Source organism: Pseudomonas sp. NBRC 111123 (assembly GCF_001320205.1).
GTDB lineage: Bacteria > Pseudomonadota > Gammaproteobacteria > Pseudomonadales > Pseudomonadaceae > Aquipseudomonas > Aquipseudomonas putida_J.
This window is the reverse complement of sequence record NZ_BCAZ01000003.1, coordinates 100986-113942: the sequence shown is the minus strand read 5'-3', so window position 1 is coordinate 113942 and position 12957 is coordinate 100986. Positions and strand designations below refer to the sequence as shown.

8 protein-coding genes and 3 pseudogenes are annotated in these 12957 nt (G+C 53.5%); 5 read left to right on the top strand and 6 right to left on the bottom strand.

Translation table 11 applies throughout. The annotated features are described in order from the left end of the window. Nucleotides 1-299: 299 nt before the first annotated feature. Complete coding sequence (gene dusA, locus APH27_RS02965; RefSeq protein ID WP_177331631.1) at nucleotides 300-1277, bottom strand: tRNA dihydrouridine(20/20a) synthase DusA; 978 nt, start codon at nucleotides 1275-1277, stop codon at nucleotides 300-302. Nucleotides 1278-1409: 132 nt separating this feature from the next. Here dusA and APH27_RS26750 point away from each other — a divergent pair. After that, nucleotides 1410-1619 (top strand): annotated as a pseudogene (locus tag APH27_RS26750) (site-specific integrase); the annotation flags it as partial. Nucleotides 1620-1830: 211 nt separating this feature from the next. Here APH27_RS26750 and APH27_RS02955 read toward each other — a convergent pair. After that, the gene (locus tag APH27_RS02955) at nucleotides 1831-2142 is read right to left on the bottom strand and encodes a hypothetical protein (protein ID WP_060483935.1); all 312 of its coding nucleotides are present in this window, start codon (nucleotides 2140-2142) and stop codon (nucleotides 1831-1833) included. Between the two features lie 102 nt (nucleotides 2143-2244). On the opposite strand from APH27_RS02955, the pseudogene APH27_RS26745 reads away from it, so the two are divergent. The 4 genes and pseudogenes from APH27_RS26745 to umuC all read left to right on the top strand — a co-directional run. Beyond that, a pseudogene (locus tag APH27_RS26745) lies at nucleotides 2245-2412 on the top strand (lysis protein); the annotation flags it as partial. A gap of 152 nt (nucleotides 2413-2564) precedes the next feature. Further along, nucleotides 2565-3358, top strand: a pseudogene (locus tag APH27_RS02950) (DNA adenine methylase). A gap of 847 nt (nucleotides 3359-4205) precedes the next feature. Then, a complete protein-coding gene (locus APH27_RS02945) occupies nucleotides 4206-4634 on the top strand; it encodes a LexA family transcriptional regulator (protein ID WP_060483983.1) in 429 nt (142 codons plus the stop codon). Then, entirely contained in the window at nucleotides 4624-5901 is a 1278-nt protein-coding gene (gene umuC / locus APH27_RS02940) for a translesion error-prone DNA polymerase V subunit UmuC (protein WP_060483934.1), read from the top strand. Before APH27_RS02945 ends, umuC begins: the two co-directional genes overlap by 11 nt. A 60-nt stretch (nucleotides 5902-5961) precedes the next feature. Here the strand turns inward: umuC and APH27_RS02935 are convergent, their stop codons facing one another. The 4 genes from APH27_RS02935 to APH27_RS02920 form a co-directional block, all read right to left on the bottom strand. Continuing rightward, the gene (locus APH27_RS02935; RefSeq protein ID WP_060483933.1) at nucleotides 5962-7776 is read right to left on the bottom strand and encodes a DUF4365 domain-containing protein; all 1815 of its coding nucleotides are present in this window, start codon (nucleotides 7774-7776) and stop codon (nucleotides 5962-5964) included. Between the two features lie 159 nt (nucleotides 7777-7935). Further along, nucleotides 7936-9684 carry an AIPR family protein gene (locus APH27_RS02930; RefSeq protein WP_060483932.1) on the bottom strand — a complete coding sequence of 583 codons (1749 nt, stop codon included), beginning with the start codon at nucleotides 9682-9684 and terminating at the stop codon, nucleotides 7936-7938. A gap of 444 nt (nucleotides 9685-10128) precedes the next feature. Continuing rightward, nucleotides 10129-10731: a phosphatase PAP2 family protein gene (locus APH27_RS02925; protein ID WP_027919587.1), complete on the bottom strand. Its 603-nt coding sequence runs from the start codon at nucleotides 10729-10731 to the stop codon at nucleotides 10129-10131. Nucleotides 10732-10915: 184 nt separating this feature from the next. After that, nucleotides 10916-12673: a phosphoethanolamine transferase CptA gene (locus tag APH27_RS02920; RefSeq protein ID WP_060483931.1), complete on the bottom strand. Its 1758-nt coding sequence runs from the start codon at nucleotides 12671-12673 to the stop codon at nucleotides 10916-10918. Nucleotides 12674-12957: the final 284 nt, after the last annotated feature.

Genomic DNA, 12957 nt, shown 5'->3' with positions numbered 1-12957 from the left:
CGAGGTTCCCTGGGGTTCATCTTGAGGGTGTTAGCGCCTATCAGATCGAGCGCCGCCCGCGCGGCGCATCGCGGATAAATCCGCTCCTGCATCTGTTGCAACGTGCCGAACCTGTTACGCCATGGTCGTCCGCCTTGGCGCATGTCTTGAGCCGTGCAAATCGGCTGACAACCATGGCCTGACAGGCATGGCCACGTTGCAACAGATGTAGGAGCGGATTTATCCGCGATGCGCCGCGCGGGCGGCGCTCGACCTCACAGGCGCTGAAATGCTCCGGCAGCCCTATCCCTTTCCGAACCTCACCGCCCCTGCATCAACTCCGCCGCCTGATCGAACACCTTCAACGGCTCCGCCGCCTTGTGAATATCCGCCGACAGCAACTGCCGGAACCGCCGCGCCCCCGGGAAGCCTTGCCCCAGCCCCAGGATATGCCGGGTGATGTGATGCATCGCGCCCCCGCTTTCCATATGCGCCACGATATAAGGCCGCAACTGCTCCAGCGCCTCACTGCGGCTCACCACAGCTGCCTCGCTGCCAAACAATTGCTGGTCCACCTCGGCCAGCAGATAAGGGTTGTGGTATGCCTCACGCCCCAGCATCACGCCATCGAAGGTCGCAAGATGCGTCTGGCACTCCGCCAGGGTCTTGATCCCGCCATTGAGCACGATCTCCAGGTCCGGGAAGTCCGCCTTCAACTGCGCGGCCACGTCGTAGCGCAGCGGTGGGATCTCACGGTTTTCCTTAGGCGACAGCCCCTCGAGAATCGCGATTCGCGCATGCACGGTAAAACTGCGGCAACCGGCCTCACGCACCTGGCCGACGAAATCGCACAGCTCGGCATAGCTGTCGCGGCCATTGATGCCGATACGGTGCTTCACCGTCACCGGCGTGGCTACCGCATCCTGCATGGCCTTCACGCAATCGGCCACCAGTGCCGGGTGGCCCATCAGGCAGGCGCCGATCATGTTGTTCTGCACCCGGTCGCTCGGGCAGCCGACGTTGAGGTTGACCTCGTCGTAGCCCGCTTCCTCGGCCAGCTTGGCACAGGCGGCCAGGTCTGCCGGCACGCTGCCGCCCAGCTGCAGGGCCAGCGGGTGCTCGGAGACGTCGTGGCGCAGGAAACGGTGGGCGTCGTTGTGGAGGAGGGCGCCGGTGGTGACCATTTCGGTGTAGAGCAGGGTTTGCTTGGAGAGCAGGCGCAGGAAGAACCGACAGTGGCGGTCCGTCCAATCCATCATCGGCGCAACGCTGAAGCGGCGGGAGGGCTCAGGGCGCATGATTTCCGGCTTTGAGCCTGATTTTGCAGTCATTTCGTTCAACGTGTTCAGTACCGATTTTCGGAGGGTGGGGCGTTGTTACCACGCGCTTGGTGCAATGTACCAAGCCAATCAGGACGTGTACCAATTAACATGGTAACGATCAGACCCCGCAAGAAGGCCGACGGCACCATCAGCTACACAGCTCAGATCTGCATCAACCGCGACAAGGTGACAGTTTACCAAGAGAGCCAGACGTTCGCCCGCAAACAGGCGGCTGTGGCTTGGGCGAAGCGACGAGAAACTGAGCTGGCGGAGCCTGGTGCAATCGAGCGGGCGAGCCGGGTAGGGCATACGGTAAAGCAGACGCGCAGGGGGTTCTATCCGATGAAACGCGCGATATCTTGGGTGGCGCCTGCGCTTGGTGGGTAAGCTTATGCCGCACTGGGGCGAGCGGCGTCGGCAGCTGGATTTGGGAGCCAGTCTCGGCAGCTAGCTGGGAACGATCATGGAATGCAAAGCATCGCCGCCCCGCATCGGCTCTTCTAGTGCACGGATTCCTTTTATGGCGAGATCATTCCGTCCTATCAACATTCCGCCAGTGCAGGAGTAGGACTGGAAGAATCACGGCAAAGGAGACGAGGCCAAACATCAGGCCATGTCCAACCACAATTGTCTCGATGTTCACCGGCTGACCTGGTTGGACCATCTTGTACAGGTCACGAGCATATGCTTGTGTCAAAAACGCCAGCGAAACCAGCACCCAGCCGCGGAACAGGATTCGCTGAAGTCGTTTTACCTCTCGGGTTTCCAACTTGATGTAAGCCATCAAAAGGCCGAGTAAGGCCACGATCAGCCCTAGGTACGAGATGATTTTCATATCCATTGCATTACTCCGATTGGGGAAGCAACAGCTTATGGCTGCAATTGTTTTGCCTCAACTCAAAACACCCCCTCCGAAATCACCTTTGCCGCCCAGTGTTGTGACGGTGGGTTGCGTGAAGCCACCAGCACCGGAGGCGTGGTACATGGAGCCATACGCGCCCAACTTGACCGAGCGCATGCTCAACGAATTGTTGCCATCACCAACTACGGCGACCGGGGACTGATTGCGCTGCAGGCCTGTCAGGCCTACGTCCGCGAAGTCACCAAGTAGTAAAGAGGCGAGCCGGGCGGATGCGTCAACATCCAGCCCGGCCCACCGAACCCGCAGACCCTTCCTGCAAGTCCAGCCGTGGCCTCTGCCTTGTGCACAAAGCGCGGCGAGCCTAAAACCTGTTTATCCATGCAGTAAAGACTTGCATACCTATGACCTCTCCAATCATCCCCTGGATGGGTGGAAAACGCCGCCTGGCCGACCGCTTGATCCCCTCTTTCCCCCTCATGAATGCTATGTCGAAGTCTTCGCCGGCGGTGCCGCGTTGTTCTTCATGCGTCCCCAGCCCGCCCCAGTGGAGGTGCTGAATGATTTGAACGGTGACTTGGTCACCCTGTACCGCGTGGTGCAGAACCACCTGGAGGAGTTCGTCCGTCAGTTCAAGTGGGCGCTCAGCTCTCGCCAGATCTTCGAGTGGCAGAAAATGACGCGCCCCGAGACCCTGACCGACATCCAGCGTGCTGCGCGGTTCTTCTACCTCCAGCAGCATGCCTTCGGTGGCAAGGTCACCGGGCAGACTTTCGGTACCGCCACGACCGGACCTGCCATCAACCTGCTGCGTATCGAGGAAAACCTGTCTGCTGCGTGGCAGCGCCTCGCTGGCACCTACGTCGAAAACCTGTCCTGGCTCGCCTGCGCCGAGCGCTACGATCGAGCGCACACATTCTTCTACATGGACCCGCCGTACTGGCAGACCGCCGGCTATGGCGTCGACTTCCCCTTCGAGGAGTACGAGCGCATGGCCGGCTTCATGCGTCGGTGCAAGGGCAAGGTGATGGTCAGCATAAACGACCACCCTGACATTCGGCGCGCCTTCGACGGCTTCCACTTCGAGTGCCTAGATATCAGCTACAGGAATATGAACCAGCGGCAAAGCAGGGCGGAGGTGACTGGCGAACTGGCAATAATGAATTGGCAGCCTATAGGACTGGGTCAGCTTTTCTGATGTCATTACAGGCATCCACCAAAACACAGCAATATGTTGTTAATCAATCGCAAGACTTCTAGGGTGATGGCAAGTAAGTAGAGCATCATGCGTATCTCCTTTTAGTGAGCCGATAGAAAGCGTTACTACCACAAGGTTGTAGCGCTTTTTTACATTGCTGTGTTTGATGAAGTTAATCATTGACCGGATATCTTGGTGCGTCAATAGGCTTATCATGTGTGAGGGAGTGCTAAATGCCGTTTCTGTCTCTGTAAGGCAGGCACGGCGCGGCCTGCAGCTTTAATTAAAAATAATCAGCTACCGCCTGATGCTCTCGGGTTGCCTCTCATAACAATGAATTTTGGATCGTACTCCAATAGTTTGGATAGTTCTCCAGAGTTATGGGTAGTGCTTTAGGAGTTCTGGATGATATGCGGAGTTTTGGGGGCGTGATGCGGTAAGAAGTAAGTGATCTCAAGATTCATTGTGGGCTTGAGTCGGGCAAACGATTGTTAGATTCGTTGAGGCGCGTCTTACGGAGGGAAGAGTTGTAGCTTCGGAGGATTGATGACTTACAGGAGGTCCGAAGCTTTCAGGCCATTTTGGCCTAGGGCGCAGCGGAAGGTTTTTGGATCGTACGATCCAAGAGGAGTATCTACGGTTGTGGATTGCACAATCCACGGCGGGCCATTTTAGGTCAAATGGTCATGCAAGATTTGGAAATCTATTAGGAAAGCGTAGTGGGGTCAAGCTCGGCTCGAATGGCGGCACTCCCTCTCGCCTGTCAGAAATTTCGCTGCCCGGGTTGACAGAACGAACGTTGCCGGATTTGCTGTGTATGCATACAGTTAGCATCGAACCACCCATCATTACCATCACTTTTTTAGGTACGCCAACCGGCGGTACCGAACCGCTATCGCTGTACTCATTCCACGTGCCGGCAGGCTTTCCGTCGCCTGCAGCAGACCATCTGGAAGGTCATATTTCGCTTGATGAGTTGTTCGACCTCCGCGCGCCCCATGTGTATCTGGTGAAAGTTGAGGGCGATAGCATGCAAGGCTCGGGCATCTACTCTGGTGACCTGGTCATCGTAGACAGAGGGCGTGAGGCAGAGCACGGCGACATCGTCATTGCAGCTGTTAACACTGAGCCCATTTGCAAGCGGCTTCACCGCCGTGACGGAGTGGTGATCCTCAAATCCGAAAACCCGGCGTACCCGCCGAGGTACATCATGGAGGGTGACGAGCTGGTCATCTGGGGTGTGGTGCGGTATAGCGTGCTCGACCATGCGCAGTGATCAGGTGTTCGCGCTGATCGACTGCAACTCGTTCTATGCGAGCTGTGAGCGTGTGTTCCGCCCGGATCTAGCTAAGACACCCATCGTGGTGCTGAGCAATAACGACGGCTGCGTGATCGCACGCTCATACGATGCCAAGCCGTACGTGAAGATGGGCGAGCCTTACATCCAGGCGAAAGAGAAAATTCGCCAGCATGGCATCGTGGCGTTCTCGTCGAACTATGCGCTGTATGGCGATATGAGCGAGCGCGTCATGTCCCTGATCGAGTCGATGGTGCCGGCGGCCGAGGTCTATTCGATCGATGAGTGTTTCGCCGATCTCACAGGCGTTACGGGCAGCCTTACCCAGTTCGGCCGGGACGTGGGCGCCAGGTTGCTGCGTTGCACCGGAATCCCCGTCGGTGTAGGCATCGCCCGTACCAAGACTCTGGCGAAGCTCGCCAACCACACCGCGAAGCGCTTGCAGGCGCAGACAGGTGGGGTTGTCGATATTACCGACGACTTCAAGCGCGACTGGGTGCTTCGTAACACTGATGTGAAAGAGGTGTGGGGCATCGGCCGACGGATGACAGTGCATCTGGAGTCCATGAGCATCCACACGGCAATGGATCTCGCCAAGGTAGATCCGAGGATGTTGCGCGACAAGTTCAGTGTGGTGGTGGAGAAAACGGCGCGTGAACTCGCCGGCACTCCTTGCCTTCAACTGGATGAGGCTGACCCACCAAAGCAAGAGATATGTTGCAGCCGGATGTTTGGCAAGCGCCTGACGGAGCTGACTCCGATTAAACAGGCAGTGGCCGCTTATACGGGGAGGGCAGCCGAGAAGCTGCGTGCCCAAAGTTCGGTGTGCAAGCGCATGCGAGTATCGATCCGCACCGGTATGTTCAATCCCAATGAACTGCACTTCGCCAATGGTGCCTTGGTCGACCTGCCATATCCCACCAACGACACCTTGCTGTTGACCAGGGCGGCAACTGAGGCTGTGGAGCGTGTCTACCAGGCTGGCTACCGCTACAGTAAGGCCGAGGCGTTGCTGCTCGATCTGCGGCAGCCTGGCGAGTTCACCGATGATCTGTTCGCGGTAACGCAGCCACTGGCTAGTGGCCGGCTGATGTCAGCGCTCGACAAGATCAATGACCGGTATGGCAGGGGAACGGTGCGGGCCGGGAGCGACCCCCGCACCCCCGAATGGAGGATGTGCCGGGAGATGATGAGTCAATCTTATACGACTCGGCTCGACCAGTTATGGACTGTCCCTGCGCGTTAGGCTGGTTCATCATTACTGTTTCATGCCTTTGCCGAACCTCTAGGTGGTAGTCCAAGGCAGTTAAAACTGGTACGTATTGATTATGTCCATATTTAAGTTTCTGATCTCGTAATGCCATTTAAAACTCCACTTCCAATCATTGGGTCTAGGAGAACAATCGTTGCAGTTTTTGCAGTGTTGATTTTCAAAGCTATGTGCAGGGGAAGAATGAATGCCCAAATACAGATCTTTGATGCTCCCCCCGGTGGCCATCGCGTACTTATGCTTCATGCATATAAGCAGCGTCATTCCTCCAGCAGAATGCATTTGCAGCGACTGAGCGACTATTCCGCCTGGTCTATAGTCTACGAATAAATGTTCGCATGATTTCATTATCTCGGAGGGGTCATAGTTGGCCAGTGCCAGAGATACGACGTCTCCCAGTTCGTTATTCGGGTCGTCAGGATCCATTCCAAGGTTTTTAGCCATGTCAATAAAGAATTTTTTTTGCTCGTCGATGCTCGCATCAAGAAAGGAAGTAGGATTGAGGAATTTTTTGCATTCCTCTTCAATGCGTTCTAGAGTGGGGGATAATTCAGGAAGATTTTTTATTATGAAAGCTTTGGCTTCGGGTTTGGTTTGACTGTTTTTTGGGTCTGACGCTATGAGGCGGTATATACATTGTATGTAATAAGTGTTGTTTGTAAATACACAGTAATGAAGTACTAGTGATGAAAGGCTTTGATGCCAGTGTTCAATGAATTCAATTGACTCAGTGGTGCCTCTTGCCTGATGTATTTGCCGGAAAACCAATATAGAGGGTGATATCTCAATGAATAGATCAGCAAGTATATGATACTGGCTGCTATTAAAAAGTCTGTTGCAAAGGTCGACCAGTTTTTGCAAGGCGAAACAGCAAGCTCTATAAGCTTGTTGTGTCTGTCCATCGAAGATCAAGTGCTCTAATGATGAGTCGTTAAAATGATTCGTTGCATGATGTGCAAAAAACAATGCATCCATGCTAATTTTAAACTGGGTGCGACGCGCTTTCCCTAAGGCGATTAGTCTGAGTGGTTTTGACCGGTCGAGCCGAGCCAAGTAAATAAGATTGTGACAGATTCGAAAAAGGCTATCAAAGTAATCTTGCTGGTTTCGTGTGTTAGGGGCAATCTGAAATGCTTGCCAGTAGTACAGGGTGGCGAGAAAACGATCTTCTGAAGGTACTACAGGAGATGCAGATAGCGTTTCAGCTTTATCATAGAGAGAACTGTAATCCTTTGCGTGGAACAAGTTGTCAAGTTGCTGGTGGTACGCCTTGTAAAGAGCGTCACCAATTACATGTATTTTGTGGTCGAGCTCTGTTGAGGTCATGCTAGGATACTGAGCGATGGACGCTTTTATCCCAAGAATGCTAAGGTGATCCCAGCACAAGTTAACAGATTTCAGAAGGCTGTCTGCTAATGATGGTGAACCTCTCGATAGTGTATTTTTCGTCGGAAGGTGAACCTGGATGTAACTTTGATCTGTTGCGTTGAGTACTTTGCTCTTGAGTTCTTCGTCGATAGTTAAGGCCTTCCAGAATATTTTCTGGGTGGATACCTCTACGACAACTAGTATCACTGGGATTTTAAAATTGTGGTAATATTTCAGTCGTTCTGTTGTTAGGGTAAATGATAGAATTTGATTGTTATTGATGTAAGTGGAGAACTCTTCCCCCTTTATCTGGACTTTAAAGATGCTTTCTTTACCAAGTGCCTTCCCGTTGCTGTCTTTTAATTCGATTTCCCCGTCAATGCCAAAATCGTTTTGATCCTCTTGGCTACGGTAGATCCAAGCACTTGGTAAGTTGTATGCGAAAATGCGCCCGGCTTCGGTGCCAATTTCACCTGCATTCATGCCAGATTCCTTCAAAGGTTTAATCGAAATTACGGTGCAGCACGCCAGTTCGTGCCAATCCACGCGTTGACGCATAACTGCACAGCGGCGCGCAAGTCCTCAGATCGCGACTTGAGCGCCTTTTATTGTCGCGCAAAGAAGTGTAGGTATTACAAGGTCTTATGGATTAAGGTTCGCGAAATATTCATTTGCCTTGTTGAAGAGGTCGGCTGTAAATTTGCCGCGCTTGAGAGAATCTGCTGTTGGAGTACCAGTGGATTTAATGATCTCCTGACAGGCAATGAAGTGCTCTATGTATGGTTTGTCTTCAGCGGTAAGCGATAAAATTATCTTGCTTGCATATTCTTCGGCGGCTTTTGAGGAAGGTGCCGGCATTTCAGTTTTTCCATGTACTACCCACTTATAGACTTGTATAATGTGCCATCGAAGCTTAATAAAATTTTGCGCTCCGTTTTTTCGACCATTTACCAGCGTATTGTACTTATAAAGAGCTAAAGCAGAAGCGTAATAGAGGGACTCATGATCATTGTCGCAGAATAGGTCCTTGCCGCTTGTTGAGAATATTTCTTTTACATATCTTGCTGAGTGGTGTGCTTGGTTCAGGATCATGGCGGCATAGCTGCGAGCTAGTTCCCGTACATCAAAAATTCGGGTGAACTGATAGCCAGCGTCTTTGTATTCATTTTCGCGACGCTCAAAGTAGATTCTGTTTTCTGGTGCAGCTTTGGCGTTTTTTGCGTCGAAATATTTCTGAACGAGTTTCGCTTTGCCCTTCAATCCATGGAAAGACTCTGTGTTCACCTCTGTCTGGTTGTTGGTGGCAGAAATTATATCTTCGGACACATCAGTGTTGGCGGATTCGATGAATTTTATGATTATGTTTACAGACTTGTCCAAAAGATGTCTGTTCATATATAGGGTGTTGCTTGTTTGGCATCCGTTTATTACTTGATAGTTTGTTAGGTTTATTTCTTTCGTGTTCGGGGTTAATGTGAGTTCGGGGGTAACGATGGTAATGCCGTTATTGAGGACCGAAAATAGATCTTTTTTATCTGGATCGTTAAGGGTGGCTTTGATTTTATTGTTTACCTGGTTGCCTTCGCCTAAGAACGAGCGAACGTTTTCTTCAAAGACTCGATGGTTTAAATTGCCGTCAGCATCGGATAGAACGTTTTTAACAAATTCTTCTGCACTTGCGATTCCGATATAGGATTGAGGTATATTGGGAATCTTAGGCATTCCGAAGTAATCGATGAGTTTCAAAGTTGCTTCGTTTTTTTCTGTTGCATTCGCATAGAGCTTAAGTAGTTCGGCTCGCCCTAATGGTGTGATGCTTACTTCGCCAAAGATGTCTTTTTCTTCAATTTTGATCTTTAATGCTTCAAAGGAGGCCTTTATCTCTCGCTCTTCTCTGTAATTCCCACTGGTGCAGTAGTATGCATGAAGATTGGGTAGGCGATTTTTTATTTTTTTCAAATTGCCGAATATTTCTTTGATTATTTTTAGTGAATTTGTGTTGAGCTTGCCTTGTGGATATTGTGGATTCAGGCTTATAAAGTCTTCTAGCCCTACGCTGAAATTATTGATATCTGCTTTTTTGAAAGCTTCTCCACTTTTGCATTGAGTGAAAATGATATCGGCGCTCAAGCTGGTTTTGTGAGTCTTGAAGATTTTCTGAACGTCATCTAGTGTTGTAATCAAGTCGCCATCAATAATGATGGATATCCCATCGATGGATGCGTCATCTTCATCGGTCGTTATGTCTTTCGGATTGAATCTGCCAAGGTAATGCTTTGAAGTAATGCAATAATTACAAAAATATTCGAATAACTTGGATTCAGGAGTTTTTTTAGGGTATTGGTATTCTTTTTTTAATTCTTCTATGTTTTTTTCGATAATGAGATGCATGGCTATCCATTGCGGTGGTTGTTGGCTTGGTGCCAGTATGCCACCACTACGTTAGCATTCGGTATAGGTCAGGGTAACGCTCAGCACCATGCCTTCGAAGCTGAGCTGGAGTGCAGGTGGCAAATGAGGTGCTACAAAAATGGTACGAAGAGGAAATTTTCTCGATAAAACCTAATAAAATCAGGATTTTAGAGTTTTATTCGCCCGATCCATCATCGGCGCAACGCTGAAGCGGCGGGACGGCTCAGGCCTTGTAGTACTTGGGTTCGTGGTCTGTTCTAGGGGCATTGTGGGCCAGGGCAACGATCGGAACATGGAAAAAGGCCGATGGCGCGGTCAGTGACCTCGCCAGATCGGCCTTCGGGAAAAGTTGCCCTAGTTTACCAAGAGTGACAGGCCTGTGCCTGCCCACTGCAAGGGTGGCGACCCAACGCCAGTTTTACCTCAGCCCCGCAGCCAACCCGCCCTGATCGGCACCGCCATCAGGCTGCGATAGCACCGTTGCACCAGGTGGGTGACAGGCAGGCCGATACGTTTCCAGACAGGCGAGAACCCTGCATACACCAAAAACGAAACGACCATCGCCCCCACCATGTCGAGCGGGAAGTGCACGCCCAGGAATACCCGCGCCCAGGCGACGCTCAACCCGGTCAGCAGAATGACCACCCCCCAGCCCGACAAACCATCCAGCAGCAAGGTCAAGCCAATGCAGCCGAATACGGTCATGTGGTCGCTTGGGAATGACGAATCGGGTGCGTGCAACATCCACGTGTGCCCCAAGCCCATCATGAATGGCCTTGGGTGTGGCCAGATTGCCCAGATGAGCTGGTTGGCGAGCAAGGCGATCACGGTAATCAAGGTCGCTTTCAGCATCAGCCTGCGCTCGCCAGGGCTGCCCCACAACCAGAAGCCCAGCAGCAGCACGGGAAGCAGGTAGATCAGGCCGGCAGCGATGCCGATGGCGAGCTGGATCATCCAGTGCGGTGTGTCATCGCCTGCGTTGATCAGCAGGAAAAGGGTGCGGTTGAGTGCTTCAAGTTCGCCCATGTTTTACGTCCCCGCAGTGGTTGCAAGCGCCCATAGCTTCATTAAAGCCGCTTGCTTTGTTTGCGTTCTAACTAAGGTATGAAGATTGTGTCATCAGGCAGGTGTGCGAGCGTGGGCAAGAAAAAGGCCGATGGCGTGGTCGGTGACCTCGCCTTCGGCCTTTGAACAGCCAAGTAGCCGATCGCTACTTCTGAACGTTGGCAGCCGTTTCCTGCGTGTGTTCCGACTTGTCCTGCGGCAGCAGGTCAAACTCATGCAGCCCGTCTTTGCGGTAGGGGTCACCGATCCAGCGAGGTGCTGCGGCAAACTGCGCGTTCACCAGGCTCTTGGCCGGTTCGTACTTGTCGTAACTCAACCCTGCCAGGTCCGACAGCGTATGAATCAGGTGCGAGCTGCTGTAGGAACGGTTGGCCATCGACTGCAGGTCCCGTGGGTGCTCGGCCTGCCAGCTGGGTGAAGTCCACAGCAGGAACGGCACGGTGTACATCGGCCGGGTGGGGGCGCCTTCGTTGCGGCCCAGGCGGTCGTGGTTGCCGGAGCTGTACACGTCTTCGCCGTGGTCGGACAGGTACAGCAGGAAGCCGTTGGGCGTGGTCGCCGAATACTGCTTGATCAGGCTCGACACCACGAAGTCGTTGTAGCGCACGGCGTTGTCGTAGAAGTTGTAGGTTTCTACCTGGTCATCGGTCAGCGCATCCGGCGCGCCTTTGCGATCGGTGAAGTGCTGATAGGCATTCGGGTAGCGGTAGCGGTAGTCCATGTGCGTGCCCAGCAAGTGGACAATGATGAACTTCTTCGGCGCCGGGTCCTTCAGGGCCTGTTCGAACGGTGGCAGCACCACTTCGTCGTACTGGCTGGCGTTCTGGTTGCGCTGGTTGTTCAGGTACACCTGCTCGTCCGTCTGCTGCGAGAAGGTGGTGAGCATGGTGTTGCGCTTGGTCATGGTCTGCTGGTTGGTGATCCAGAAGGTCTTGTAGCCCGCCTGTTTCATCAGGTTCATCAGCGACGGCTCGGTGAGGAAGCGGTCGGGGTGTTCTTCGTCGCCGAAGGTGAGAATCTGCTGCATCACCTCGATGGTGTAAGGGCGCGGGGTGACCACGTTCTGGAACACGGTCAGGCTCTTGTCGGCGGCGGCCAGGGCGTCGAGGTTTGGCGTGGTGTCGCGGTTGTAACCGTACAGGTGCATGTGCTCGCGGGTGGTCGACTCACCGAGCACCAATACCAAGGTGCGCGGGGCTTCGCCGCTGCTGTCCTGGAGGTTCTGCAGCGGGGGCAGGGCGGCGTTCTGGGCCAGCAGGTTCTGCATGTTGTTCAGCTGTTGCAGGTATTGGCGGTAGCCAACCACCAGTTGCCAAGGCACGGCAGGTTCCATGCGTTGCTGCACTTTCTCTGCCGCATCGGCGAAGTTGCGTTCCTGGGTGACCATCTGCTTGTAGAACGGCAGCACCAGGTTGGCGAACAGCAACAGTACCGCCACCGGGACTCGGCTGCGCAGGCTCAGGGTGACCGGGCGGACGCGCGTCCACAGCAGTACCGCACCCACGGTGTAGGCCACCAGGCCGAGCATCAGGCCAATGCTGAAGTACTGGCTGAAGTATTCGCCCGCTTCGGCGGTGTTCGACTCGAACATCACGAAGATGACGCTTTGCGAGAACTCCTGATGGTAGATGCCGAAGTAGCTCAAACCCACCAGCGAGGCAGCCCACAACATTACGCCGATGACGGCGGCGAGGGTGCGGGTGAGGCGTGGCAGCAGCAGAACCGGGACCAACCACAGGGTGCTGAGGAACAGCGCGTCACGGAAGCCCGCAAAACCGGTGGTGCCACTGAACAGCAGAAGCGCCTGGGTGACGCCGGAGAAATACCAGAAGAACAGCAGGAGCCAGCCCAGGCCGGCCCAGTCCACGCGCTTGGTCGCGGATGGGGATGCGGTGTTTGCCACGTGTGCCTCGTAGAACCATGGCGGCAACCCAAAAAGGGGCTGCCGGAAAGGCAGTGACGCTAGAGGGCGGCATGTGAAAATTGCGTTAACGAATTATCTAAAAAGTCTTAACAAATCATTACGGTGACGTGGCTTCTACAACCGAATACCTGCTTTGTGGCCTGGCCGTGGCTTAGCAGGCCGTCACCACGCGGCCCAAGTCAACTCCTACCGTCATGACGCTGTCGATGATTCATGAGAGGGAGGCAGTGCGCACGTTGCTGGAGTCGGCGCGGTCTTTGTAG

Excerpts from the sequence above, each read along its gene's own strand:
- dusA (WP_177331631.1), bottom strand. The coding sequence starts at position 1,277 with ATGCGCCCTGAGCCCTCCCGCCGCTTCAGCGTTGCGCCGATGATGGAT.
- APH27_RS02955 (WP_060483935.1), bottom strand. The coding sequence starts at position 2,142 with ATGGATATGAAAATCATCTCGTACCTAGGGCTGATCGTGGCCTTACTC.
- umuC (WP_060483934.1), top strand. The coding sequence starts at position 4,624 with ATGCGCAGTGATCAGGTGTTCGCGCTGATCGACTGCAACTCGTTCTAT.
- APH27_RS02935 (WP_060483933.1), bottom strand. The coding sequence starts at position 7,776 with ATGAATGCAGGTGAAATTGGCACCGAAGCCGGGCGCATTTTCGCATAC.
- APH27_RS02930 (WP_060483932.1), bottom strand. The coding sequence starts at position 9,684 with ATGCATCTCATTATCGAAAAAAACATAGAAGAATTAAAAAAAGAATAC.
- APH27_RS02925 (WP_027919587.1), bottom strand. The coding sequence starts at position 10,731 with ATGGGCGAACTTGAAGCACTCAACCGCACCCTTTTCCTGCTGATCAAC.